General features: G+C 71.8%; 25 protein-coding genes. 10 read left to right on the top strand and 15 right to left on the bottom strand.

The features are described 5' to 3' along the window. Positions 1-54: 54 nt before the first annotated feature. A complete protein-coding gene (locus ABIA35_RS11915; RefSeq protein WP_370357871.1) occupies positions 55-1,368 on the bottom strand; it encodes an MFS transporter in 1,314 nt (437 codons plus the stop codon). Further along, positions 1,365-1,997, bottom strand: coding sequence for an ArsR/SmtB family transcription factor (locus tag ABIA35_RS11910; protein ID WP_370334464.1), 633 nt, complete (start codon positions 1,995-1,997; stop codon positions 1,365-1,367). Before ABIA35_RS11910 ends, ABIA35_RS11915 begins: the two co-directional genes overlap by 4 nt. An 83-nt stretch (positions 1,998-2,080) precedes the next feature. Between ABIA35_RS11910 and ABIA35_RS11905 the strand changes: the two genes are divergently transcribed. Continuing rightward, the gene (locus ABIA35_RS11905) at positions 2,081-3,043 is read left to right on the top strand and encodes an NAD-dependent epimerase/dehydratase family protein (RefSeq protein WP_370357870.1); all 963 of its coding nucleotides are present in this window, start codon (positions 2,081-2,083) and stop codon (positions 3,041-3,043) included. A gap of 28 nt (positions 3,044-3,071) precedes the next feature. Here ABIA35_RS11905 and ABIA35_RS11900 read toward each other — a convergent pair whose 3' ends face one another. Then, positions 3,072-3,560: a GNAT family N-acetyltransferase gene (locus ABIA35_RS11900; RefSeq protein WP_370334461.1), complete on the bottom strand. Its 489-nt coding sequence runs from the start codon at positions 3,558-3,560 to the stop codon at positions 3,072-3,074. Between the two features lie 184 nt (positions 3,561-3,744). Between ABIA35_RS11900 and ABIA35_RS11895 the strand changes: the two genes are divergently transcribed. Further along, positions 3,745-3,873, top strand: coding sequence for a hypothetical protein (locus tag ABIA35_RS11895; RefSeq protein WP_370334459.1), 129 nt, complete (start codon positions 3,745-3,747; stop codon positions 3,871-3,873). Positions 3,874-3,982: 109 nt separating this feature from the next. Continuing rightward, positions 3,983-4,837 (top strand): alpha/beta hydrolase, encoded by an 855-nt coding sequence (locus ABIA35_RS11890; protein ID WP_370357869.1) that lies wholly within the window; start codon positions 3,983-3,985, stop codon positions 4,835-4,837. Between the two features lie 59 nt (positions 4,838-4,896). On the opposite strand, the gene ABIA35_RS11885 is transcribed toward ABIA35_RS11890, so the two are convergent. The 6 genes from ABIA35_RS11885 to ABIA35_RS11860 all read right to left on the bottom strand — a co-directional run bounded on the left by ABIA35_RS11885 (position 4,897) and on the right by ABIA35_RS11860 (position 9,097). Continuing rightward, entirely contained in the window at positions 4,897-5,490 is a 594-nt protein-coding gene (locus ABIA35_RS11885; protein WP_370334455.1) for a hypothetical protein, read from the bottom strand. 181 nt (positions 5,491-5,671) lie between these two features. Then, positions 5,672-6,355, bottom strand: coding sequence for an SDR family oxidoreductase (locus tag ABIA35_RS11880; RefSeq protein WP_370357868.1), 684 nt, complete (start codon positions 6,353-6,355; stop codon positions 5,672-5,674). After that, positions 6,352-7,146, bottom strand: coding sequence for a putative protein N(5)-glutamine methyltransferase (locus ABIA35_RS11875; protein ID WP_370357972.1), 795 nt, complete (start codon positions 7,144-7,146; stop codon positions 6,352-6,354). The genes ABIA35_RS11880 and ABIA35_RS11875 overlap by 4 nt, the downstream gene beginning before the upstream one ends. A gap of 10 nt (positions 7,147-7,156) precedes the next feature. Further along, positions 7,157-8,161, bottom strand: coding sequence for a tyrosine-type recombinase/integrase (locus ABIA35_RS11870; protein WP_370357867.1), 1,005 nt, complete (start codon positions 8,159-8,161; stop codon positions 7,157-7,159). Beyond that, entirely contained in the window at positions 8,158-8,568 is a 411-nt protein-coding gene (locus tag ABIA35_RS11865; protein ID WP_370357866.1) for a DnaJ family domain-containing protein, read from the bottom strand. Before ABIA35_RS11865 ends, ABIA35_RS11870 begins: the two co-directional genes overlap by 4 nt. Before the next feature lie 28 nt (positions 8,569-8,596). Continuing rightward, positions 8,597-9,097, bottom strand: coding sequence for a MarR family winged helix-turn-helix transcriptional regulator (locus tag ABIA35_RS11860; protein ID WP_370334447.1), 501 nt, complete (start codon positions 9,095-9,097; stop codon positions 8,597-8,599). Positions 9,098-9,212: 115 nt separating this feature from the next. Between ABIA35_RS11860 and ABIA35_RS11855 the strand changes: the two genes are divergently transcribed. Continuing rightward, positions 9,213-10,139 carry an EamA family transporter gene (locus ABIA35_RS11855; RefSeq protein ID WP_370357865.1) on the top strand — a complete coding sequence of 309 codons (927 nt, stop codon included), beginning with the start codon at positions 9,213-9,215 and terminating at the stop codon, positions 10,137-10,139. A 47-nt stretch (positions 10,140-10,186) separates the two neighbouring features. Continuing rightward, entirely contained in the window at positions 10,187-11,437 is a 1,251-nt protein-coding gene (locus ABIA35_RS11850) for a trans-acting enoyl reductase family protein (RefSeq protein WP_370334443.1), read from the top strand. 117 nt (positions 11,438-11,554) lie between these two features. On the opposite strand, the gene ABIA35_RS11845 is transcribed toward ABIA35_RS11850, so the two are convergent. Further along, positions 11,555-12,100: a YbhB/YbcL family Raf kinase inhibitor-like protein gene (locus tag ABIA35_RS11845; RefSeq protein WP_370334441.1), complete on the bottom strand. Its 546-nt coding sequence runs from the start codon at positions 12,098-12,100 to the stop codon at positions 11,555-11,557. Between the two features lie 80 nt (positions 12,101-12,180). On the opposite strand from ABIA35_RS11845, the gene ABIA35_RS11840 reads away from it, so the two are divergent. The 3 genes from ABIA35_RS11840 to ABIA35_RS11830 all read left to right on the top strand — a co-directional run bounded on the left by ABIA35_RS11840 (position 12,181) and on the right by ABIA35_RS11830 (position 14,609). Continuing rightward, complete coding sequence (locus tag ABIA35_RS11840) at positions 12,181-12,864, top strand: maleylpyruvate isomerase N-terminal domain-containing protein (protein ID WP_370357864.1); 684 nt, start codon at positions 12,181-12,183, stop codon at positions 12,862-12,864. Positions 12,865-12,972: 108 nt separating this feature from the next. Further along, a complete protein-coding gene (locus ABIA35_RS11835) occupies positions 12,973-13,785 on the top strand; it encodes an acyl-CoA thioesterase (RefSeq protein ID WP_370335187.1) in 813 nt (270 codons plus the stop codon). A 134-nt stretch (positions 13,786-13,919) separates the two neighbouring features. After that, on the top strand, positions 13,920-14,609 hold the full coding sequence (locus tag ABIA35_RS11830) for a lysophospholipid acyltransferase family protein (protein ID WP_370334437.1): 690 nt from the start codon (positions 13,920-13,922) through the stop codon (positions 14,607-14,609). Between the two features lie 126 nt (positions 14,610-14,735). Here ABIA35_RS11830 and ABIA35_RS11825 read toward each other — a convergent pair whose 3' ends face one another. Then, positions 14,736-15,263, bottom strand: a complete 528-nt coding sequence (locus tag ABIA35_RS11825; RefSeq protein ID WP_370334435.1) for an RICIN domain-containing protein — start codon at positions 15,261-15,263, stop codon at positions 14,736-14,738. Between the two features lie 223 nt (positions 15,264-15,486). Continuing rightward, positions 15,487-16,638: a tetratricopeptide repeat protein gene (locus ABIA35_RS11820; RefSeq protein WP_370334433.1), complete on the bottom strand. Its 1,152-nt coding sequence runs from the start codon at positions 16,636-16,638 to the stop codon at positions 15,487-15,489. A 463-nt stretch (positions 16,639-17,101) separates the two neighbouring features. On the opposite strand from ABIA35_RS11820, the gene ABIA35_RS11815 reads away from it, so the two are divergent. Beyond that, positions 17,102-17,905 carry a GNAT family N-acetyltransferase gene (locus ABIA35_RS11815; RefSeq protein WP_370334431.1) on the top strand — a complete coding sequence of 268 codons (804 nt, stop codon included), beginning with the start codon at positions 17,102-17,104 and terminating at the stop codon, positions 17,903-17,905. A 61-nt stretch (positions 17,906-17,966) separates the two neighbouring features. Here ABIA35_RS11815 and ABIA35_RS11810 read toward each other — a convergent pair whose 3' ends face one another. From ABIA35_RS11810 to ABIA35_RS11800, 3 genes are all read right to left on the bottom strand, one after another. Beyond that, positions 17,967-18,338 carry a bleomycin resistance protein gene (locus ABIA35_RS11810; protein WP_370334429.1) on the bottom strand — a complete coding sequence of 124 codons (372 nt, stop codon included), beginning with the start codon at positions 18,336-18,338 and terminating at the stop codon, positions 17,967-17,969. Positions 18,339-18,387: 49 nt separating this feature from the next. Then, positions 18,388-19,197: a CPBP family intramembrane glutamic endopeptidase gene (locus tag ABIA35_RS11805; protein WP_370334427.1), complete on the bottom strand. Its 810-nt coding sequence runs from the start codon at positions 19,195-19,197 to the stop codon at positions 18,388-18,390. A gap of 353 nt (positions 19,198-19,550) precedes the next feature. Then, entirely contained in the window at positions 19,551-21,038 is a 1,488-nt protein-coding gene (locus ABIA35_RS11800; protein WP_370334425.1) for a glutamate-cysteine ligase family protein, read from the bottom strand. Positions 21,039-21,161: 123 nt separating this feature from the next. Between ABIA35_RS11800 and ABIA35_RS11795 the strand changes: the two genes are divergently transcribed. Then, complete coding sequence (locus ABIA35_RS11795) at positions 21,162-23,048, top strand: substrate-binding and VWA domain-containing protein (RefSeq protein WP_370334423.1); 1,887 nt, start codon at positions 21,162-21,164, stop codon at positions 23,046-23,048. The last annotated feature ends 274 nt before the right edge of the window (positions 23,049-23,322 follow it).

The raw sequence follows: 23,322 nt of genomic DNA, 5'->3' as shown, positions 1-23,322 counted from the left end.
CGGCACCTCCGGGCATTGTCACCGTCGGTCGGGGCCTCGCGCAACGGCGGGTGGCTACCGCACCGAGTCGTCCAGGGACCGGATCCGCAGTACCGGCGAGGCCAGCAGCCAGAGCGCTGACATCGCGCCGCCGACGGCGCCGATGAGCAGCGTCGGCCGCACGCCGATCGTGCCGGCCAAGGCGCCGCCGACGAGCGCGCCGAGCGGCCGGATGCCGTAGTTGACGGTGGCGTAGGCGCCGGAGACGCGGCTGCGGACGCCGTCGTGGATGACGGCGGTCTGCAGGGAGTTGAGGGGGATGTCGAACATCATCACGCCCATCCCGCCCAGGAACTCGGCGAGCGCCAGGGCCCCCGCGCACAGCCACACCGATCCGTGCGCCGCGGCGACGATGGCGACCGGCGCCGGGAACAGCACGGCCCCGACGGCGATACCGCGTCCGACGCCCACGGCCCGCACGACCTTCGGTGCGAGGACGGCGCCGACCAGCGCGCCGCTCGCCCCGAGCCCCAGCGCCAGCCCGACGGCCCCGCTGGACAGGTGCAGCGCCCGGGTCGCGAACAGGATCAGCAGGTTGGTGTTGGCGACGAAGGTGAAGAAGTTGACCGTGCTGGCACACGCCAGGGTGGCCCGCAGGATCGGCTGGCGGGCGATATACACGATGCCCTCCTTGGCCCGGCGCGCCACCGAGACCTCGGCCGCGTCCGCATCCGGCGGCGGCTCGGCGACCGGCACGCGGCGGATCGTCAGCGCCGAGAAGAGGAACGACACCGAGTCGGCCACGACGGCGAAGGACGCGGACGTCGCCGCGATCAGCGCGCCGCCGACCGCCGGACCGCCCATGAACGACGCGGAGCGGGTGGCCGAGAGCTTGCTGTTGGCCGACACGTACTCCGAGCGCGGCACGAGGTGCGCGAAGAAGGGCGGATAGGAGGTGTTGAACAGCACGGCCGCGGCGCCGCAGAGCAACGCGACGAGGTAGAGCTGGCCGAGGGTCACGGCGTGGAACGCGGCGGCGACCGGCAGGCTGAGCAGAACGCCGGCCCGGGTCAGGTCGGCGGCGATCATCAGGCGCCGCTTGCGGGGCCGGCGGTCTACCCAGGCGCCGAGGAAGACGCCGAGCAGGTTCGGAGTCCAGGCCACGGCGGCCAGGACGGAGACCTCGGCGGCGTCGGCGTGCAGGGTGAACTCGGCGATGAGGGGCAGGGCGAGTTCGGTGACGCGGTCGCCGAACTGGGAGACGGTGTCGCCGAGCCAGAAGCGGCGGAAGAGGGTGGCGGGGGCGGGGGTGGCGGCCGGCTCGCGGTCGGCGGAAGCTTCGGCTTGGGCGAGCAGCTCATCTTCCGTAGCCGACTCGGCGCCCTTCATTCCTCGCCGCCTGCGCCGCCCACGCCTTCGCGATCCGCCCCCTCCGGCAGCCCGAACCGCATCAGCCGCACGCCCCGGCTCCCCGCCGGCCGCTCCCCCGCATCGCGGTTCACATACGGGGCCAGCACCTCCTCGATCGCGTCCCAGATCGCCGCCAGCTCCGCGGCGTCCACCACGACCCGCGTGTCCGACATCCCCGCAGCCCGGCTCCATTCGGCTTCCAGGCCGGGCTCGATGTCGGCCAGCCAGTGTCCGGGGAAGGCCAGCGCGTGCGCCATCATCTCCCGCATCAGGGTGCGCGCGGCGGTGACGCCTTCGGCGTCGTCGGTGTCGGCGGGTGTGTCGAAGCGGAAGCCCCTCACCGCCGCCTCCCAGCGGCGGGCCCGGCCGTCCGGGTGCGGTTCGCCGTCGCGAACCAGGCCGAAGCCGGCCAGGTGTCGCAGGTGCCAGCTCGCCGCCGAGGGGCTGATGCCCACGCGCGGAGCCAGTTCCGTCGCGCTGGCCGGGCCCTCGCGGCGCAGGATGTCCATGATCGCCAGGCGTGCGGGGTGGGCCAGGGCCCTCATCATCCTCGGGTCGTCGATGACCAGATCGCCGAATTTTCCGCGCTCTTCACGCTCCCCCACCATGATGTGAAAGTATTGCTTCACATCTTGGATCGTCAACCGTTAATCCGATGGCGCTCGGTGACACCCTCGGTAAGCTGGGCCGAATGCGCATTCTGATGTTGGGCGGCACCGGCTTCGTCGGCCGGGCCGTGGTCGAGGACGCCCTTTCCCGTGGTCACGACGTGACCATCTTCAGCCGCGGTCGCTCCGGCGCCGCCTTGTTCCCCCAGGTTCCGCGCCTCGTCGGCGACCGGGAGACCGATGACTACTCCGCCTTGGCCGCCGGCAGCTGGGACGCGGTGGTCGACTCCTCCGGGTACGTGCCCCGCCACGTCAACAACGCCATGGACGCCCTCGGCGACCGTGTCGGCCGCTACGTCTTCGTCTCCAGCCACGCGGTCTACGAGCGCAGCAGCGTCGGGCCCGGCTCGACCGAGGACACCCCGCGGCGCACGCCGGTCCGCGACACCGAGGAGCTCTTCGAGGAGACCTACGGTCCGCTGAAGGTCGCGTGCGAGGACGACGTCCAGGCCCGCTTCGGCGAGCGCGCGAGCATCGTGCGTTTGGGCAAGGTCGCCGGCCCGCACGATCCGCAGAACGGCCTGACCTACTACGTGCGCCGCGCCGCCGCCGGCGGCCGCCTCGCACTGCCGGGCCGGCCCGAGCAGCCGGTGCAGCTCATCGACTCCCGCGACGCCGCGCGCCTGATGGTGCGGCTGATCGAGGACGGCCGCGGCGGCGCGTTCAACGCCGTCGGCCCGGCCGAGACGCTCACCATGGCCGACGTGATCCAGCTCTGCGCGCGGGCGGCCGGGACCGAGGTGGAGATCGTGCCGGTCCCCGAGCAGGACGCGCAGGGCTCGTTCTTCCCGCTGATCCGGGACCCGGAGGACTGGCACCGCATGCAGCGCGACCCGGCGCGCGCCGTGGCGGCCGGGATGCCGCAGACGCCGTTCGCGACGACGGTCGCCGACGTGCTGGCGTGGGACCGGGAGCGCGGGCTGCCGCCGCTGCCGTTCGGGTTCACCGCGGAGGAAGAGGCCAAGGCGCTGGCCGAGGCCGGGTAGTCCGGCGCTCGGCGCTCCAGACGCACGGTCAGAGTTCGAGGACGTAGCCGAGCAGACTCGCGTCCCCGTCGAGCCCGTCCGGCCGGAAGCCGCACTTCTCCAGCACCCGCCGCGAGGCGATGTTGTGCCCGGCGACGTAGGCGTGCACCGGCCGCACGGTCAGCTCGCACAGGAACAGCGCCAGCGCGGTGGTGGCGACGCCGCGGCCCCAGTGGTCGCGGCCGAGCCAGTAGCCGAGCTGGCGCTGTTCCCATTGGGTCCAGGAGGTCAGCGAGCCGGCCACCTCGCCGTCGACGACAACGGTGCGCGCCAGGATCGCTGGGTCGGTCAGGGCGGCACGCCACAGCGCGTCATGGTCACGGCGCGAGACCGGCGTCGCCGCGGCCATCCGCGCGGCCAGCGGATCCCGCTGGTACTCGAAGAAGAGCGGCACGTCGGCCACCCCGACCGGCCGCAGCCGGATGTTGGCCGGCCCGCCATCCCGAGGTAAGCCGCCATCGGCTCCAGCACCCCTCACAGCCCCGCCTTTCGCCCGGTTTCCCACCGTAGTTCCCCCACCGGTCGCCCAACCTTCACGCCAGACATGTAATCCGCAGGTGCGCAACCGACTTTCGCCTTCAATCGATTGGACTCCACGCGCCATCTCCCTTATAATCAAAGGCATACCGCCGATGCGATCACAAGGATCCAAGGAGTCAACGATGAACTTCGCCTCGACCTACGAACTCGCCGCCGCCCACACCCGCCTGGCCGAGCTCCACAAGCAGGCCGCCGAGGCCCGCCTGGCGCGCCTGGCGAAGAAGAGCCGCCGCAGCAGCAAGGCCGCGTGAGCTCGAACGACAACGACATCCAGTGGGGCCGCCCGATGTGGGCGGCCCCACTGGCGCGTGCGGGGAAAAGGTGTCGCTCGGCCACTGACCCGGCTCTAGGGTGCGCGGCATGGCTTCGCAGATCCCCTATGCGCCGCTGCCGATCGACCAACCGGTCAGCTATGCGCACGGCCCCGATTCGAGCCCGCGACCGGGGACTCCCCCTGGCACCACGGTCGAGTTCGAGTGGCGAAAGAGCACCGTCTACCCCGGGACCGCGCGGAAGTTCTGGGTCCACCTGCCGGCCGGATACGACCCGGGCCGGCCGGCGAACCTGATGGTGTTCCTGGACGGCTGGTGGTACCTGGATCCGGCCGGCGACGTGCGTGGCGCGATCGTCCTGGACAACCTCGTGCACGCCGGGCAGATCCCCATGACCGTCGCGGTGTTCGTGGACCCCGGCGTCGGCGTCGGCGTCGTCGAAGGCGCCGAGCAGCCGAAGAACCGCAACGTCGAGTACGACGCCTTCGACGACCGCCTCGCGACCTTCCTGATCGACGAGATCATCCCGCACGTCGCGGCACGCTACTCGATCACCGACGACCCCGACCGCTGCGGCATCTGCGGCGGCAGCTCCGGCGGCGACGGTGCCTTCACCGCCGCGTGGCTGCGCCCCGACCGGTTCCGGCGGGCTGTGTGCTTCCTGTCGAGCTTCGCGCAGATGCCCGGCGGGAACCCCTACCCGGCGCTGATCCCGGCGGTCGGGCGCAAGCCCCTGCGGGTCTTCCTGCAAGCCGGGCATCGGGACCTCGGTTGGGACCGGTCCGAGGGCAACTGGCTGGCGGAGAATCTGCGCACTGCCGCGGCGCTGGCCGAGGCCGGCTACGACTTCCGGCTCGTCCTCGGCGACGGCGCCCACAGTGCCAACCACGGCGGGGTGCTGCTGCCCGACGCGCTGCGGTGGGTGTGGCGTCCGGCGGCGTGAGCCCGAACGACGCCGAGCCCCACCCAAAGCACAGCCCCACCCTCAACACAGCCCCGCCCTCAGCGCAGCCCCGACGCCCCGACCGGCCGCCACGCGGCGCCCGCGATCCCCCGCGGCGGCCCGAACAGCAGCTGGTACGGCCGCGCGCCGGGGCCCTCGGCCATCGCCACGTAGTCCGGTGCGGTCCGCGCGGCCGCCGACAGCAGGCGGTCGCGCGCCTGCTCGGCCGTCAGTGGGTCGATGCCGGTGGCGGCGTACAGGGCGGCGCGGGTTGTGTCGATGTCGGGTTCGGAGTCGCGCAGGTTCTGCTCGGTGGTCGCCAGGGGGAAGCCGTGGCCGGCCTCGTGCCAGAAGCCGAGGGCGATGAAGATGGCCAGTGCTTCGGCCAGGTCCTCGGCGATCAGGGTGGCGCAGCCCTGGCGGTCCGCGTAGAGGACCGGGCGGCGGGGCTCCTGCGGGCCGCCGACCAGGTAGTACGTGCCGCCCGCGCCGTCGGCGGCGATCGGGATCAGGGGCAGGCCGGACGGGATCGCGAGGCGGGCGCGGGGGTCGCGGCGGGTGATGTCGAAGTCGGCGACCAGGTCCAGGGTCCGGGCGACGTCCGGCTCGGCTTCCAGGAGACGCAGGAGTGCCTCGGCCGGGTCTGTATCCATCAAGGAATCTGTATTTGGCAGGAAATCTGCGTTCGACATGACAGCTGTGCTCGACACGACAGCCGTGTCCGTCAAGAGATCCGCGGAGAGAACCGTGGCCGTGTCCGGGTGCATGGCCAGCAAAGTAGCCGAGCGGTGCGCGCCGCCAGGGCGGCATTTGTGCCTACTGTGCCTGCCGTGCTCACCAGGCGATCGGCAGCCGGTCCCGGAAGAACCCGCCGGTCGGCCCGCCGTCGGGCAGCGTGGCGGCCCAGACGATGCCGGCCGCTCCCTCGCTCACCGGCCGCCCGCCGGGGCCTCCCATGTCGGTCGCGACCCACCCCGGACACACCGCGTTGACCAGGATCCCGTCGTCGCGCAGGTCGGCGGCGAGCATGCGGGTCAGGGCGTTGAGCGCGGCCTTGGTGAGGGAGTAGGCGGGGGTCGAGCCGGTGGTCATCTCGGTCAGCGAGCCCGCCCCGCTGGAGACGTTCACGATCCGCTGGTGGCTCCCGGCCCGCAGCAGCGGCAGCAGTGCCTGCACCAGCTGCCAGGGCCCGAAGACGTTCGTCTCCGCCGCCTCCCGGACCACCGCCAGGTCGGCCCCGACCGCGTGCTGCCACGTGTCGTAGTGGATGGCCGCGTTGTTGACCAGCACGTCCAGGTGCCCGAAGCGCTCGCGCACCTGCTCGGCGGCGGCCGCGATGTCGGCGGTGCCGGTGACGTCCAGCCGCAGCGGATACGCACCCTCCCCGAGCTGCGCGGCGGTGTCGCGGGCGGCGTCCTCCTGCCGCGCCGCGACCAACACGGTGTGCCCGCCGGCCAGCAACTGCCGCGCGGTCTCCCGGCCCAGACCCCGGTTGGCCCCGGTGACCAGGGCGATCACGACGCCTCCCCCGGCTGCCGCCCGATGACCACGGTCGCCTCCAGTTCCTGGTCCTGTGCTATCCACGCCTTCAGCCCGGCCTCCCCGAACACCTCCAGCATCAGCTCGGCCTGCGCCTCGGTGGTCTCGATCAGCAGGTGCCCCCGGGGCGCCAGCCACTGCGGCGCCCCTTCGGCGACCCGCCGGTGCACCGCCAGGCCGTCGGCCCCGCCGTCCAGACTCGCCAGCGGCTCGTAGGCCCGCGCCTCGGCCGGCAACGTGTCGATGGCGTCGCTCGGCACATACGGCGCGTTCACCACCAGCAGGTCCACGGTGCCCCGCAACCGCTCCGGCAGCGCGTCGAACAGATCCCCTTCGTGGACCCGCGCGCGGCGGCCGAACGGCGCCAGGTTGCCCCGCGCGTGCACGAGCTGCGCCGCGTCGATGTCCGCGGCGTGGACCTCGGCCTGGGCCAGCCGCGTGGCCAGCACCGTCGCGAACGGCGCGGACCCGCAGCACAGGTCCACGATCACCCGGCCCTGCCGCCCGAGGTCGACGGCGAGCTCGACCAGGAACTCCGAGCGCCGCCGCGGCACGAACACCCCCGGCCCGACTCCGATCCGCAGCCCGCAGAACCCGGCCCAGCCCACGACGTGCTCCAACGGCTCGCCGGCGCAGCGCCGCCCGACCAGCTCAGCCAGCCGCCAGGAGGGCTCGACGTCCTCCTTGACCGCCTGCAGCAGAACCTCCGCCTCATCCTCGGCGAACACACATCCGGCGGCGCGCAGCCTGGCCACGACGTCCTCATCCATGATCACGTTCTCAGTCTCGCGCAAACACGCCGGACAATGCATAGGCGGGCGACTTGTCAAGATGTTGACGCCCGAGGTCGTACCGCTCCGTGGTGGCCGAATTCGCGTGCCCCATGTAGACCTGGATGTCGCGCAGCGGCACCCCGGCGTCCAGCAGCATCGTGGTGCAGGCGTGGCGCAGGGAGTGCGGGCTGATCTTCTTCTCGATCCCGGCGGCCCGGGCGCAGGACTCGACGATCCACTCCACCTGGTAGCGGGTCAGGCGCGCGCCCTCGGGGCCGACGAACACCGGCCCGGATGCCGGGGCCGGAGCGCCGTCGGAGGCCGAAGCCCCGCCGCGCTCGGCCAGCCAGGCATCCAGGCATCCGGCCGCCGGCGGCGCGATCGCCTGGTCCTGCTCCTCGCCGCCCTTGCGCCGCAGCCGCACGACCCGGTGCCCGCGCTGGCTGGACAGGTCCTCCACGTCGATCCCGCACAGCTCCGACACCCGCAGCCCCTGGTACAGCAGCATGGCGACCACCGCCTCGTCCCGTACCCCGCGCTTGGCCGCCTCGGCGAGCATCGCCGCCGACTCCTCGCGGTCCGGGCCCAGCGTCTGCGACTTGCGGGAGACCCGCGGCAGGTGCAGGGCCTTGTCCTTGGCCGGCACCGGGCTCGTCGAGGCGTACCCGGAGTCCACGGCGTAGGCGTAGAAGTTCCGCACGGCACTGATCTTGCGCGCGAGCGTGGCCGGCCGGGCCTTGCCGTCGTCGGCCAGATGCACCGACCAGGCGTCGACATGGGCCCGCACGGCGTCGAAGGGCTCGACGTCGAACAACGCGCACCAGGCGAACCACTGCTTCAGGTCGACAGCGTAGGCCGACGCCGTCGTGGGCTTATAGGTGAGCAGGAACAAGGCCGCGACCTGTTCAGCCTGGGGAGTAGCGGCAGCGGCCAAGGCGCCGGGCACCACGGAGACGACCACGGCCGAGCCCGGCTCGGCGGGCCCGGCCTCGGGACTCAGGGAATTGCTCACGGCCTCATTGTGGCCTGCCGCCACGCCAGGACGGCTTCCTCGGTGTCGACGCGCGGGATCACCACCGAGGGCCCGGGCTGCGGCGTGCGCCGCGCGGTCTCGGAGCGTTCGTCGTAGTCGGCGATCGCGGCCCGCAGCACCGCCTCGGAGGCGGCCGGACGGTCCTCGATCAGCCCTTTGCGCAGATCCTGCGCCTCCCGCCGCAGCGCGAGCGGAAGCGGCAGCGCATGCACTCCGACCCGCTCCTGCGCGACCTTCTGCGTGATCCACCAGTCTTCGCGGTAGGGCTGGCCGTCGCCGGGCAGCGGCTTGCCCACCAGGGGGTTGTCGCCGAAGGCTCCGGCCTTCTCGGCGTCGCTGACCTGCTTGTCGATGCTGGATGCGAATCGCTCTTGCCAGGTGCTCATATTCCATTATCGCAAAAGGGTTACGGGCTTATCCCAGCGAGGTATCGCCCAACCCCGACGCCAGAGCGCGCAGCAGGTCAGCCAGGGCGCCGCGCTCGTCGTCGCCGAGCGCGGCGAGCAGGCGCCGCTCGTTGGCGACGTGCAGCGGCATCAGCTTGTCGATGAGCTCCAGACCGGCCGGGGTGAGCCGGATGCGGACGCCTCGGCGGTCGCCGGGGTCGGGCACGCGCTGAACCAGACCCTTGGTCTCCATGCGGTCCACACGGTTGGTGATGGCGCCGGAGGTGACCATCGCCGTCTTCAGCAGCGCGCCGGCGGAGAGCTCGTAGGGCTCGCCGGAGCGGCGCAGGGTCGCCAGGACGTCGAACTCCCAGAACTCCAGGCCGTGGCCGGCGAAGAAGTCCTTCAGCTCCTTGTCCAGCAGCCGCGACAGGCGGCTGATGCGCCCGACGATGCCCATGGGGGCGGCGTCGAGCTCCGGCTTCTCCCGGGCCCACATCGCGATGATCGCGTCCACCGCGTCGGCCATCGGGCGCTCCTTTCCAGTGTTTCCAGCACTGCGAGGGAATGTGTTAGCTTCCCCTCAACGTTAACACTCTCAACGTTAAGAGAGTTGGCGTGGAAGACCAAGGGGAGAGCTTCACATGACCACCGCAACGACCGCCGCACCCAGCGCCGCGCAGTCCTCCGCCACCGCAAGCACCGCCGGCACCGCCCGCGACCTGCTGCTGTCCGCCCTCGCCCCGGCGAGCTGGGGCACCACCTACGTCGTCACCTCCGAGTTCCTCCCCGACCACCGGCCGATGCTGGCCGCGACGATGCGGGCGCTGCCGGCCGGGCTGATCCTGCTGGCGTTCGTGCGCCGCCTGCCCAAGGGCAGCTGGTGGTGGAAGACCGCGGTGCTGGGCACGCTGAACTTCGGGGCCTTCTTCCCTCTGCTGTTCTTCGCCGCCTACCGGCTGCCCGGCGGCGTGGCCTCGACCCTGGGCTCGGTGCAGCCGCTGCTGGTCGCCGGGTTCAGCATCCTGATCCTGCGGCAGCGCCCGCACGCCGCGGTCTTCCGCGCCGCGGTCGTCGGCACCGGCGGCGTGGCGCTGATGACGCTGACCGCCAAGGCCCGGCTGGACGCGCTCGGCGTGGCGGCGATGCTGGTCGCCACCGCGCTGATGGCGCTGGCCGTGGTGCTGGGCCGCAAGTGGGGCCGGCCCGAGGGCGCCACGCCGATGGTGCTGGCGACCTGGCAGCTGGTGTTCGGCGGCCTGGTGCTGGCGCCGATGACGCTGGTCTCCGAGGGCCTGCCGGACACGCTGACCGCGCGGAACCTCGCCGGGTTCGCGTACATCGGCGTCGTCGGCACCGCGGTGGCCTACACCTTGTGGTTCCGCGGCATCGAGCGCCTGGCCCCGACGTCCCTGTCGCTGCTGAGCCTGGCCAACCCGATGGTGGCCACGGTCGCCGGGTTCGCGGTGCTGCACCAGTCGCTGACCGCGCCGCAGGCCGCCGGGTTCGCCGTCGCACTCGGCGCGCTGGTCACCGGTCAGATGCTGGTCGCGCGCAGGCGCGCGGCCTAAGGTGTACCCCACAAGGTTACCGACCGGTAGTAAGAAAGGCGGCGGCGATGCCCGACACGACCGAGGAAGCCCCCCGGACCAGCTTTGACCTGGTGCTGTTCGGCGCCACCGGCTTCACCGGGTCCCTGGTCGCCGAGTACCTCGCCGCCAACGCGCCGGAGGCGGTGCGCTGGGCACTGGCCGGGCGCTCGACCGCGCGGCTGATGGCGGTGCGCGAGCGGCTGGCCGCGAGCCGGCCGGAGCTGACGACGCTGCCGCTGATCATCGCCGACGCCGGCGATCCGGAGTCGCTGCGGATCCTGGCCGAACAGACCCGGGTCGTGATCAGCACCGTCGGGCCGTACCTGCACCACGGCGAGCCGCTGGTCGCGGCGTGCGCCGAGGCCGGGTGCGACTACGTCGACCTGACCGGCGAGCCGGAGTTCGTCGACGCCATGTACCTGAAGTACCACGCGCGCGCCGTGGAGACCGGGGCGCGGCTGGTGCACTGCTGCGGTTTCGACAGCATCCCGACCGACCTCGGCCTGCTGTACACGATGCGCGAGCTGGGGCCGCAGACCGGGCCGGTGCGGGTGTCGGGGTTCATCCGGGCCAAGGGCACGTTCTCCGGCGGGACGCTGGCCTCGGCGACGCTGGCGATGTCCCGGGCCAAGGCGATGGCCCGCACCGCCAAGGCCCGGCGCGCCGCCGAGCCCAAGACCCCGGGCCGCCGGTTCGGCGTGCTGGCCGGGCCGCCGCGGCACGACAAGACCGCGCGCGCCTGGATCGCCCCGCTGCCGGTGATCGACAACCAGGTGGCGCTGCGCAGCGCGGCCGCGCTGCCGGAGTACGGGCCCGACTTCCGCTACGGCCACTTCGCCGCGGTCCGCCGCCTGCCGATCGCGCTCGCCGGGCTGGCCGGCGTCGCGGGGCTGGCGGTCGCCTCGCAGATCAAGCCCCTGCGCGAGGCCGTGGGCAAGGCCGTGAAGCCCGGTGAGGGCCCTGACGAGCGCCGCCGGGCCGCCAGCTGGTTCACGCTGCGGTTCCGGGCCGAGGCCGGCGGGCGCACGCTGATCACCGAGGTCTCCGGGGGCGACCCCGGCTACGGCGAGACCGCGAAGATGCTCGCCGAGTCGGCGCTGTGCCTGGCCTTCGACGAGCTGCCGGCCACCGCCGGGCAGCTCACCACCGCCACGGCGATGGGCGACGCGCTGATCGCGCGGCTGACGCGGGCCGGGATCACGTTCCGGACGCTGTCCGGGCCGCCGGCCCGCTGCCCCGGACCGGTCGCGGGCGCAGGCGCGGGCGCGCGGCGCTGAGGGAAGGGCCCTGCCATGGCACGCGAACGGCCGGCCGAAGCACTGTCGCCGCTCCGACCGGCCGCCGCCGCAGAACCCTTGGGCTCAGGCCTGCGCCTACACCTGCACCCGCACCCGCTACTCGTCGGCGCTGGCCCAGCCCTGCAGAATCCCGCGCGCCAGCTCATGGCCGCGCATCATGAAGTGCAGCACCGCCGGCGTGGTCTCCGGGGTGACGCCGAGGTCGCGGACGGAGTCCACGTCCAGCGCGTGCACCGCGAAGTAGTAGCGGTGCCGGCCGGTGCCCGGCGGCGGGCCGAAGCCGACGTACTGGCGCATGCCGATCTCGTTGGGGACGTGGAACGCCTGTCCCGGCAGCGAGTCGTCGCCGGCCCCGGCGCCGGCCGGGAGCTCGGTGGTGTCGGCCGGCAGGTCGGCCAGGCCCCAGTGCCAGAACCCGGAGGGGATCGGGGCGTCGGGGTCGAACATCGTCACCGAGATGCTCTTGGTGCCCTCCGGCACCGGGCCCCAGGACAGCTGCGGGGAGACCTCGCGGCCCCCGGGGACCTCGAAGATCGCCGAGCCGTGCTCGGGGGCCAGGCGCTGCCCGGCCTGGAATTCGGAGGAGGCCACCGTCAATGACGGCACCTTCTCGGAGGTGTCATAGGGCGACGACACGCACACCACTCCCGTCCAACCTCATCGTCGACTATTGATGGATCGTGCGACCCTCAACCCTACAGACAGAAAGGCGGCCGGCTGCCATGACCACCGCCGGAGAGCACTATCGCGTCATCCGTACCCAGCTGACCGGCCTGGCCTCGGAGCTGTCGCCGGAGCAGGCCGCAACGCCGGTGCCGGCGCTGCCGGGCTGGAGCGTGCAGGACACGTTCGCCCATCTGGCCGGGGTCAGCGCCGACATCGTCGCCGGCACGCCCGGCGATCCGCACGACCCGGCCTGGACCGCCGGGCACGTGGACACCCGGCGTGAGCGCTCGCTGGCCGAGGTCTGCGCCGAATGGACCGCCAACAGCGCGGCCGCCGAGCAGATCCTGGACGATCCGGCCGGGCGGCGCGCGGTGTTCGCCGTGTTCGACGTCTTCCACCACAGCCACGACATCCGCGGCGCGCTCGGCCGGCGCGAGGCGCGCGACACGCCCGAGGCGGCCTTCGTGGCCACCCTGATGACCAAGTTCAAGCGCGGCGGCTGGGCCGAGGCCGGGCATCCGTCGATCGACCTGACCGCCGACGCCGGGTCCTGGCACCTCGGGGCGCCGGACGCCGAGCCGGTCGCGGCGCTGAGCACCTCCGACTTCGAACTCTCCCGGATCCTGGTCGGCCGGCGCTCGCGGGCGCAGATGCTGGCCGCCGGCTGGACCGGGGACCCCGGGCCGGTCGTGGACCTGCTGCCGGTGTTCGGGCCGCCCGTGACCGACCTCACCGAGTAGCCACCGGCACGAGCGCCCCGCGCGGCGCCTAAACTCAATCCGCACGCCACCGCCAGGTGAGAAAAATCCGCCCCCGGGAGTCGCCCCTTGGCCACCTTCGAGTCCCTCATGGACCTGCTCGAGCTGGAGCGGATCGAGGACGACCTGTTCCGCGGCGCCTCGCCGGACACCGACGTGCAGCGCGTCTTCGGCGGACAGGTCCTGGGGCAGGCGCTGTCCGCCGCCACCGCCACCGTGGAGCCGGACCGCAACGTGCACTCCCTGCACGGCTACTTCCTGCTCCCCGGCGACCCGGCGGCACCGATCGTGTACGAGGTCGACCGCTCGCGTACCGGCCGGTCGTTCTCCACCCGGCGGGTCGTGGCGCGCCAGCACGGCCGGAACATCTTCGTCATGTCGGCCTCCTACCAGATCCCCGAGCCGGGCCTGGACCACGCCGACCCCCGGCCGGACGCCCCGGACCCGGAGTCGCTCCCGGCCATCCCGCCGAGCCCCGCCGACGACGGCGAGGACGCGCTGTGGAACATCCTGTACCGGCGCTGGACAGCCTTCGACATCCGCCGGGTGCCGGACACCGGGCCGGAGCGCCGGCAGGTGTGGCTGCGCACGTCCGCACCGCTGCCGGACGACCCGCACCTGCACACCGCGGTGCTGGCGTACGTCTCGGACCTGACGCTGCTGTCCACCACGCTGATCCGGCACAAGCTGCTGCCGCACAAGGAAGTGCAGATCGCCTCGCTGGACCACGCCATCTGGTTCCACCGCCCGGCGCGCGCCGACGAGTGGCTGCTGTACGACCAGGCCTCGCCCTCGGCCTCGGGGGCCCGCGGGCTGGCCACCGGCCGGCTGTTCACGCGGGAGGGGACGCTGGTGGCCACGGTCGTGCAGGAGGGGCTGCTGCGGGTCAATCCGGCGCCGTGACAAGCACCTCCGCATAACGCCGAAACAGCCCGCGTCCGGCCGTGCGCGGCCGGCACCGACCACCCAGGCCGATCCGCTAGTCTCGACGGCGTCCCACCGACCCGCCGCCCCAAAAGAATGAGGTCAGCGCGCAGATGTCCGTGTACCAGGCGGCGAAGTTCTTCGTCGAGCCCCTCGTGAAGCTCGTCTACCGGCCGCGGGTCGAGGGCCTGGAGCACATCCCCGCCACCGGCTCGGCGATCCTGGCCGCGAACCACCTGTCGTTCTCAGACTCCTTCTTCATCCCGGTGGTGGTCCCCCGCCACGTCACCTTCATCGCCAAGGCGGAGTACTTCAACACCCGCGGCCTGAAGGGCATGTGGAACAAGTACTTCTACTCCCGCTTCGCCGGCGCGGTCCCCATCGACCGCTCAGGCACCCGCAACGCCACCACGGCGGCGCTGGAGGGGGCCGTGGCGGTCCTCGAGGGCGGCGGCCTGTTCGGCATCTACCCGGAGGGCACGCGCTCCCCCGACGGAAAGCTGTACCGGGGACGCACCGGCATCGCGGAGATCGCCCTGCGCTCGGGAGCGCCGATCATCCCGATCGGCATCGTCGGCACCGACCGCGTCCAGCCGCCCGGGAAGAAGATCCCGCGGCTGAGCCGGGTCACCATCCGCATCGGCGCCCCGCTGGACCTGGCCGAGGCCAAGGCGCTGAGCAAGCCGGCGCTGGTGCGGCGGGCGATCACCGACGAGGTGATCGAGGAGATCCAGAAGCTTTCGGGGCAGGAGTACCGGCCGGTTTACGCCTCGGATGTGAAGGAAGGGAAGGCGGCTGCCTGAGGCAGCTCGACGTGGGCAGCGCCGACCTGGAGGCCGGGAGAAACCGTGCTTCCGACGGTTTCTCCCGTTTCTCCCTCAGATCCGCCCTCGCCGAGGCCTCAGGTCACTGAAGCCGGCGGAGGCCGATCAGACCGGCGGAGTCTGGGTCCAGCGCTGATTCGCAGCCCCCGTCAACTCCTCGAGTTCGAGCTGGTAGCCGGGGGTGGTGCTGCCGAGAACCTGGGTGTTGTCACCCGCCAGGGCGATGAAGACCTGATTGCTTCCGATACGGGGGAAGTTCCACTGCTGGCTCGGGTCGGCGGCGTTGCAGGGCGCCATCGTGGCCAGCTGCCCGACCTGGCTGGGCGCCTTGATGCACAGTGTCGGCACGCTGGGATAGGCGCTCTCGATCAGGTACCCCTGACTGGCCGGGACGGGCACCCAGTGCTGGCATCCGTCGTTCACTTGCGGGGTCGTCGTCACCGGCGGGCCGGGGTAGCACGCGTCGACCGTCTCGTCCAACGCCTGGTTGTAGAACGAGAGCACCTGGTCGGCCTTGGCGTCCGCCGCGGACACCACCTTCGTGGCCGTCGTCGCACTGGCCGTCGTCGCCACCGCGCCGGCGAACGCGCACGCCGCGACGACGGCCGCAACGAGCCGCTTCTCCACCACCATACGGAACTTCCTCTCTGAAGATCAGGTCAGTGGGTGACCTGTTCGGCCACCAATCGGGGAAGAGCCTAGCGATCAAAGGTCGTCATTATGCGCAAATTATGCGTACCCCACATAGGTATAGATTTCGTGTCGTATCGGCGCGTCCGCAGCCGGAACACGCCAGAGGCCGGTGCCGCGCGAATCCCGCGCGGCACCGGCCTCTGATCTACCTCAAACCCCTACATCAGGCGGTGGCCACGCCCCCGTTGTCCCCGCCCGGCTGCACCGTGATCGCGCCCGACAGCACCGCCTGTGCCTCCGGGTGCCCGGCGGCGGCGGCCGCCTCGAACCACGGCAGCGCCAGCTCGGGCTTGCCGCTCTGCTGGAGCAGTACGGCGGAGTTCCACATGGCCGGGACGTGGCCGGCGTTGGCGGCGGCCAGGAAGAGGCGCTCGGCGTCGATCAGGGCGCCGGTCTGGGCCGCCACCACGCCGAGGGCGTAGGCGCCGGAGGGGTCGCCGGCGTTCATCGCGCGCTGGAAGGCCTCGGCGGCGCCCTGCTGGTCGCCGGTGGCCAGCAGGACCTGGCCGTAGACGACTTCGGCGCCGGGGGCGTCGGATTCGCGGCCGCGCTCGGCCGCGGACAGGGCCTCCTGGACCTCGCCGCGGGCCAGGGACAGCAGGGCGAAGTTCACCTGGGCGTGGCCGTCGCCGTCGGCGGCGCCGCGCTTGAAGCAGTCCATGGCCTCCTCGACCTCGCCCTGCATCAGCAGGACGTTGCCCAGGTTGTTCACCGCGCGGACCTCGCCGGCCTGGACCGCCTTGCGGTACCACTCGGCGGCCTGGGCCAGGTCGCCGCGGCGCTGGGCCAGGACACCGATGTTCGCCATGGCCGAGCCGACCTCGGCCTCGGCGCCGCGGCGGTACCAGAACTCGGCCTCGGCCGGGTTGTCCCAGTGGTTCATGCGGCCCAGGTTCACCGCGGCCTCGGACGAGCCGAGGGCGACGGCCTGGCTGAGCCAGGCCACCGCGGCGTCGTTCTCGCCGCGCACCGCCAGCAACGTGCCCAGGTTGTTCGCCGCCTCGGCCTCGCCGAGCTCCGCCGCCGCGGCGTACCAGCGCACCGCCTGGTCGAAGTCGTCACGGGCCTGATACACCAGGCCCAGGCCGAACATCGCGGCCCGGCTGTTCTCCGCCGCGGCCGGCGCGAAGACCTTCTCGGCCGACTCCAGGTCACCCTGCTCGAACGCCACGAACCCCGCCGCGACCACCGGGTCGGCGTCGAAAGCCGCCGCCGGCGCCTGCGTCTCCAGCTCCGTCACCGCATCGGCGCCACCGACCTGGAGCCCGTCGGCTTCTTCCGCCCCGCCGCCGAACTGCTGCTCTACCTCGGCCACGCTAGCCTCTCCCAAAACTTGAGCCACTATCCCCACCCGGCGACCCTCGCCGAGGAACCACCAAAGAAAATCACACCGGCCGACAACCGGACGACAACGGGAGTATCCGGCACTACCCCCGCCGCACGCCAGTCACCACACCGGATCGGATCGGCGGGAGGGGTGCGGCGACGGCCGGCACGCGCCCCACCAGGACCCCCGCGGCTCTGTTCGCCAAGGCCCGAACGCTGCCGAGTCACGCCTCGGACATCAGCGCGATGCTTGAACGAGACCCGGCGGACACGACCCGGCCGGACCCGCGGGGCCTCCGGGCCCGCCGAAGATCGTCCGCGCTCCCCGAACCGCCCCCGAACCGCTCCCGAGCCACCCTCGAACCAACCCTCTGACCTGCACCGTTACCCCGCAAGAGGGCAAGTCTGGAGTGTCGCGCGACGAAGACCCTCAGGTCGTGGATGATATGCGCATGCGTTCCCCCGTCACGCTCCACGGCAACCTGTGCCGCCTGGAGCTCATGCGACCGGACCACATCGACGGTTTGCTGTTCGCGGCCACCGCCGACCGGTCCACCTACGACTTCACCTACGTGCCCCGCGACCACGACGCAGTCGCCCGGTACGTCGCCCTGGCGACCTCGGACTTCGCCGCCGGTGTCGCCGTCCCCTTCACCACCATCGCGATCGATCCGCTGACCGGCGAGGAACGCATCGTGGGCACCTCCCGCCTGCGCGAACTCGAGTACTGGCGGGCCGGCGTGTGGCCGCCGCGCCACGGCCACGTCAACCCCGACGGCCGGCCGGACGCCGCCGAGATCGGCTCCACCTGGCTGCACCCGTCGGCCCAGCGCACCGGCATCAACACCGAGGCCAAGCTGATGATGCTCGCCTACGCCTTCGAGACCTGGGACGTGCACCGCGTCAGCCTCAAGACCGACGTGCGCAACACCCGCAGCCGGGCCGCGATCAGTGCCCTGGGCGCGCAGTTCGAGGGCATCAAGCGGGCGCACTTCCCGGCCGCCGACGGAGGCGTGCGCGACAGCGCCCTGTTCTCCATCGTCCGCGCCGAGTGGCCGGCCGCCAAGGCCAACCTGGAGGCCCGCCTGCAGCGCTACCTGGACCGCGCCACCACCGCGGCCCTGGAGCCGGTGGAGCCCTCGGCGGCCGTCATGAACGTCGAGCCGCACCTGGTCGAGCCGCTTCCGCTGGACACCACCATCGAGACCGCCCCGGTGGCCCCGGTAGTACAAGCGCCAGCCATTCCGGCGGCTTAACGCTCGACAGCACAGCACCAACACCGGCGAGCCTCACAGACGTTCGTATACGACACAGACGTCACATACGACGCACAGGCTCGTATACCACCACCGACCACCCATCCGGCCCGGTCACCGAGAACCGCACCTCATGCGGACCGGCGACCGGGCCGGCGACGTCATAGCCGCACCCGGCCAGCCGCTCGGCGACGGCGGCGGCGTCCGCGACCTTCACCATCGCCTGCGCCGCGCCCGAGGATTCGGCCCCCGAGGCCAGTGAGATCCGCGCGCCGCCCAGGTCGAACTGGGCCCAGCGCTCACCGTCCACGAACGTCGGCTCGATCCCCAGCACGGCGGACAGGAACTTCACGCCGTCCGCCAGCCGCGCGGCCGGGAACACCGAGGCCAAGCTCAGTGCCGTGTCGTCGGCCGGTGCCTTGTCGTCGGTCATCGCCACCTCCCCTCCTCTGACGATGCGTCAGATTGGCGTCAGATTAGCGTCATTTCGGAGCCCCCGGAATACCGAGGTAGTGCGCCAGGTAGAGCCACCCGACGAAGGTCACCGTGTCGATCAGCCCGTGCGCCACCACCAACGGCATTACCCGGCCCCAGCGCCGATAGGCCCGGCAGAAGACCATCCCCATGACGAAGTTCCCGACGAACCCGCCGAACCCCTGGTAGAGGTGGTAGGAACCGCGCACCAGTGAGGACATCACCTCGGACTTGTTCCGGGAGAACCCCAGCTGCTCGAACCGCCGCAGCAGATACCCCAGGACCACGACCTCCTCGGTGACGCCGTTGCGGAACGCGTCCAGCACCAGGATCGGCACCCGCCACCACACGTCCGGCAGCGTGGTCGGGATCACCGTGGCGTTGAGGTTCAGGGCGTGCGCGACCACGTACAGCCCCAGTCCGGCCGAACCGATCCCGGCCGCCACCACCGCGCCGCGGGCCCAGTCCCGCCAGCCCCCGGCCAGGTCGAACCCGATGGTGCGCAGCGAGGCGTTCTCCCGCATCAGCAGGTACGCCACCAGCGCCACGATCACCACACTGAACCCGAGATCGAGCACCTGGTAGGTGAAGTCCAGCCAGGGCCGCGGGGACTGCGAGCCGTTCAGCCCGGCCGCCTGCTGGTTCAGCGCCTGCTTGGCGGTCAGCTTGGCGATGATCGACACGAACGAGTACACCGCGGACTGGCCGAAGGACAGCGCCAGCACCACCAGCACCTCGAACCGGAGCAGCATCCGCCACCGGGCCTCCGGCATCGGCCCGCCCCCCGAGGGCGCCAGGCCCTCGTCCACCACCGCCACGCCGGCTCCTCACCCTCGCCGTCGGCCCGCGCACCCACAGCCCGCACCGACCACCGCCCGAACGCCCCTGGGCATCCGGCTCTGACCTAACGCATCATCGCAGCCGAAGCGCTGAACGGGCTGACGGCGTGCACGGTGGACCCGGCGTCACCGGCCCCGGACCCACGGTTACCTTCGGGTAACAAAGTGGGCGCGGTCACGCCGAAACCCCGGTGCTCTCTTGTCCGGAGGTTCACCGCCGAACTACTGTTCCGCACCAGCGGGACAAATACCGCACGCACACCCTTTGACCACGGCAAACGACGAAAGGCGGACGTCAGATGAACCGGCGTGCCAGCACCGGGGGCGCGGGCCTAGCCCAGCGGCCAGGTGTGCGCGGGCGCTCCGGTGATCATCAGGTCCGCGTACTCGACTGTGAGCCGCTCCAGCGCCGCGGCGCGCTCCAGGCCCTGGCCGCCGACCAGCTGGTGGAACCGGCCGGACAGCCAGGTCGAGCCGTTGCGGCCGGTCGCGCAGCGGCCCTCGATGATCCCCAGGAACTCGTCCCGGTCGTGCGGGTCGATGCCCAGGGCGTCCAGTCCGCGGCGCGCCGCCGGCAGCAGTTCGGCCGCGACCAGCTCGCGCACCGGGACCGGGTCGCTGTAGCGGTCCTCGCGCCACCGCAGCTGTGCGGCCAGGCCGGAGCGGGCCGCGTCGTGCAGGTTGCGCGCGGCGTCGGCGAAGTCCAGGTGGCCCCACACCGGATCGGGGTCCTCCATCATCGCCTTCACGCAGCCGTAGTAGAACGCTGCGTTGGCCAGCACGTCGACGACCGTCGGGCCGGCCGGCAGCACCCGGTTCTCCACCCGCAGGTGCGGCTTGCCGCGGGCCACGTCGTACACCGGCCGGTTCCAGCGGTACACGGTGCCGTTGTGCAGCCGAAGCTCCGGCAGGTGCGGGATGCCGCCCTCGGCCAGGACCTTCTCCGGGTCCTCCTCGGAGGACACCGGCAGCAGCGCCGTGAAATACCGCAGGTTCTCCTCGAACAGGTCCAGCGGCGAGGAGATCCAGCGCTCCCCGAACCACACCCGCGGGCGCACACCCTGCGCCGCCAGCTCCTCCACCCGGAAGTCGGTGGCCTGCTCGAACAGCGGGATGCGGGTCTCGGCCCACAGCTCGCGGCCGAACAGGAACGGCGAGTTCGCCCCGAGCGCCACCTGCACCCCGGCCAGGGCCTGCGCCGCGTTCCAGGCCGGCGCGAACGTCTCCGGCGAGACCTGCAGGTGGAACTGCACCGAGGTGTTGCAGGCCTCGGGCATGATCGAGGCGAACGTGGTGCGCAGCCGCTCCACGCCGTCGATCTGGACCAGGAAGTCCTCGCCGCGCACCTGCGCGATCTCGTCGTTGAGCAGGAAGTAGCGGTCCTCGGCCGAGAAGTTCTCGACCACCATGTGCGCCTCGTCCAGGGTCGGCAGGATGCCGATCATCAGGATCCTGGCGCCGGCGGCGCGCGCCTGGCGGTCGGCGTAGGCCATCGAGGTGCGCAGCTCCTCGGCCAGCTCGGAGAACACCGTGCCCACCAGCTTGTGCGGGGCGATGTTCACCTCCAGGTTGAACTGCCCCAGCTCGGTCTGGAAGTCGGGACTGGCGATGCGCGAGAGCACGTCCTGGTTCACCATGATCGGCCGGCCGGCCGGGTCGACCAGGTCCAGTTCCAGCTCCACGCCCATCAGGGTGCGGCCGCGCTCGAACCGGTCCTCGGCGAGCATGCGGCGGAACACCTCGAAACCGGCACGCAGCCGCTCCCGGAATCGCGTCCGATCGGCCCCGGTGAACTCGGTCGCGACCACACGCTCGCCCACAGGCGCGCCCCCTTGTTGTCTCTGATTTCTCTGCCCGCGCCCGCGCGGGACGCACCAACGCGGCCGACACTCGACCTCAGATTACTGTCGGACATTCTCCAACGAAAGGGATCGTGACCACCCTTGGCAGGCAGGCATCGGTCCCATGAGGGCCCCGACAACTACACCCGCGGCCGCAACGGCGATTACGGCGGCCGAGGTGGCAACTCCGGCGGCCGGGGCGGCAACTCCGGCGGTTCGTCGTTCCCGACCGGGCTGGTCGCGATCGGCGCCGTCCTGGTGCTGGCCGCCGGCGGCGGGTACGTGTACTACACGAAGAAGCACGACAGCACCGGCAGCGCGGCGGCCTCCCACACGCCCGCGGCGAACAGCTCCTGCGCGGCGCCCACCACGCTGAACGTCGACGCCAACCCCGACGTCTACACCGCGGTCAAGGCCGTCGCCGACGGCATGACGGACCCGTGTGTGCACGTCAACGTCACCAGCGCCGAGGCCTCGGCCGTGGAGGCGTTCCTGGCCGGCACCGCCAAGGGCGGCGACGTCACCAGCGCCCCGGACGTGTGGATCCCGGACAGCAGCATGTGGATCGACGTGGCGCACGCCGGTGGCGTGAAGTCGCTGGCCGCCAACCCCGCGCCGATCGCGACCAGCCCGCTGGTGATCGGCATGCCCAAGCCGGTCGCCGCGGCCAACGGCTGGCCCGGCAAGCCCTTCGGCTGGGCCGACCTGCTGGCCAACGTCAAGAGCAACAAGCTGCAGACCGCGGTGCCGGACCCGACCACCTCGGGGCCGGGTCTGGCCGCGATCACCATGCTGCGCGCGGCCGTGCTGGGCCCGGCCGGGACCGACAAGGCCAAGCAGAGCGCGGCGCTGCAGAACCTCACGCTGGTCTACCGGGTCATGAGCACCAGTGTCTCCAGTTCCATGAGCGCCCTGCTGACCAGCCTGCCGACCGACGGCGCGACCGCCCCCGGCTCCGGCGGCGTCTCGGCCTTCCCCGCCACCGAGCAGAAGATCGCCGCGTACAACACGGCCAGCCCGGCCACCCCGCTCGTCGCGCTGTATCCCTCGGATATGGGCACGATGATGATGGACTACCCGTACACGATCAGCACCAGCCTGGACGCCGCGCACGCCAAGGCCGCGGCCGACTTCCAGACCCTGCTGCACGGCCCTTCTGCCATCAACACCCTGCAGAAGGCCGGGTTCCGCGACCCCAAGGGCGCCGCGGCCGGGATCCTCACCGCCGCCGACGGCGTCAACCCGGCCGTGCCGGCGCTGGCCCCGACCGACAGCACGCACACCGCCGCCAGCGGCGCGCTGTCGGTGTGGAACGTGACCAGCGAGCAGACCCGCGGCCTGGTGGTCATGGACGTCTCCGGCTCGATGGGCCTGACCGTGGACGGGCAGTTCGACCCGACCACGCACGCCCCGCTGACCCGGCTGCAGATCACCGCGGCCGCGTGCGTGGCCGGGCTGCCGCTGTTCGGCGACAGCTCCCAGCTGGGCCTGTGGACGTTCACCACCAAGAGCACCGCCGACGGCGGCGGCACCGTGCACAACGAGGTGGTCCCGATGGGCCCGCTGTCGGCCCCGGTGGGCACTTCCTCGAGCCGGCGCCAGGCGCTCAACAACGCGCTGCAGCAGCTCAGCATCCAGCCGGGCAGCCGCAACGGCCTGTACGACACCATCCTGGACGCCTACCGGACGGTGCTGAACGGCTGGGCGCCGAACGAGTCCAACGCGATCGTGGTCTTCACCGACGGCAAGGACGACGGCCTGAACTCGATGAGCGCCGACCAGCTCATCGGCAAGCTGAACGCGCTCAAGGCCGCCAACCCGAACCACCCGGTCCGGGTCATGATCGTGGCCCTGGGCAGCGGTGTGGACCTCACGACCCTGTCGAAGATCACCGCCGCCGCCAACGGCCAGGCCCTGCACGCCGACACCCCCGCAGACATCGGCTCCGCGGTGATCGCCGGCTTCGCGGGCCGGCTGTCCGACCAGTGAGCCGATAGTCCGACCGGTGATACGGCCGGCCACTGCGCGTGGCCGGCCGATCACCCCGAGATCCCCCTTAGGGAAGCCGTCCCTAAGAGCAAACAAGTACACCCGGAAAGCTCAAAGAGAGCTCAGCGCGACGAACCGTTGACAGCCTGGTCACGTCTAGTCAGTAGTGACTACGTGACCGGCTCGGGACGCCACACCAGAGCACTACATTCCCCGAATGCCCGAGTCACGTGACCCGATTTCCCTGCGCAGTGGCGTGTGACGCGCGACACTA

Source organism: Catenulispora sp. MAP12-49 (assembly GCF_041262705.1).
GTDB lineage: Bacteria > Actinomycetota > Actinomycetes > Streptomycetales > Catenulisporaceae > Catenulispora.
This window is presented reverse-complemented; position numbering and strand designations above follow the sequence as displayed.

What these genes read in the sequence shown, in the direction of transcription:
- ABIA35_RS11840 (WP_370357864.1), top strand. Translation starts at nt 12,181, where the DNA reads ATGACCACCGCCGGAGAGCACTATCGCGTCATCCGTACCCAGCTGACC.
- ABIA35_RS11865 (WP_370357866.1), bottom strand. Translation starts at nt 8,568, where the DNA reads ATGAGCACCTGGCAAGAGCGATTCGCATCCAGCATCGACAAGCAGGTC.
- ABIA35_RS11910 (WP_370334464.1), bottom strand. Translation starts at nt 1,997, where the DNA reads ATGGTGGGGGAGCGTGAAGAGCGCGGAAAATTCGGCGATCTGGTCATC.
- ABIA35_RS11855 (WP_370357865.1), top strand. Translation starts at nt 9,213, where the DNA reads ATGACCACCGCAACGACCGCCGCACCCAGCGCCGCGCAGTCCTCCGCC.
- ABIA35_RS11825 (WP_370334435.1), bottom strand. Translation starts at nt 15,263, where the DNA reads ATGGTGGTGGAGAAGCGGCTCGTTGCGGCCGTCGTCGCGGCGTGCGCG.
- ABIA35_RS11885 (WP_370334455.1), bottom strand. Translation starts at nt 5,490, where the DNA reads ATGGATACAGACCCGGCCGAGGCACTCCTGCGTCTCCTGGAAGCCGAG.
- ABIA35_RS11905 (WP_370357870.1), top strand. Translation starts at nt 2,081, where the DNA reads ATGCGCATTCTGATGTTGGGCGGCACCGGCTTCGTCGGCCGGGCCGTG.
- ABIA35_RS11835 (WP_370335187.1), top strand. Translation starts at nt 12,973, where the DNA reads ATGGACCTGCTCGAGCTGGAGCGGATCGAGGACGACCTGTTCCGCGGC.
- ABIA35_RS11895 (WP_370334459.1), top strand. Translation starts at nt 3,745, where the DNA reads ATGAACTTCGCCTCGACCTACGAACTCGCCGCCGCCCACACCCGCCTG.
- ABIA35_RS11915 (WP_370357871.1), bottom strand. Translation starts at nt 1,368, where the DNA reads ATGAAGGGCGCCGAGTCGGCTACGGAAGATGAGCTGCTCGCCCAAGCC.
- ABIA35_RS11850 (WP_370334443.1), top strand. Translation starts at nt 10,187, where the DNA reads ATGCCCGACACGACCGAGGAAGCCCCCCGGACCAGCTTTGACCTGGTG.
- ABIA35_RS11875 (WP_370357972.1), bottom strand. Translation starts at nt 7,146, where the DNA reads ATGGATGAGGACGTCGTGGCCAGGCTGCGCGCCGCCGGATGTGTGTTC.
- ABIA35_RS11890 (WP_370357869.1), top strand. Translation starts at nt 3,983, where the DNA reads ATGGCTTCGCAGATCCCCTATGCGCCGCTGCCGATCGACCAACCGGTC.
- ABIA35_RS11815 (WP_370334431.1), top strand. Translation starts at nt 17,102, where the DNA reads ATGCGTTCCCCCGTCACGCTCCACGGCAACCTGTGCCGCCTGGAGCTC.
- ABIA35_RS11830 (WP_370334437.1), top strand. Translation starts at nt 13,920, where the DNA reads ATGTCCGTGTACCAGGCGGCGAAGTTCTTCGTCGAGCCCCTCGTGAAG.
- ABIA35_RS11860 (WP_370334447.1), bottom strand. Translation starts at nt 9,097, where the DNA reads ATGGCCGACGCGGTGGACGCGATCATCGCGATGTGGGCCCGGGAGAAG.
- ABIA35_RS11810 (WP_370334429.1), bottom strand. Translation starts at nt 18,338, where the DNA reads ATGACCGACGACAAGGCACCGGCCGACGACACGGCACTGAGCTTGGCC.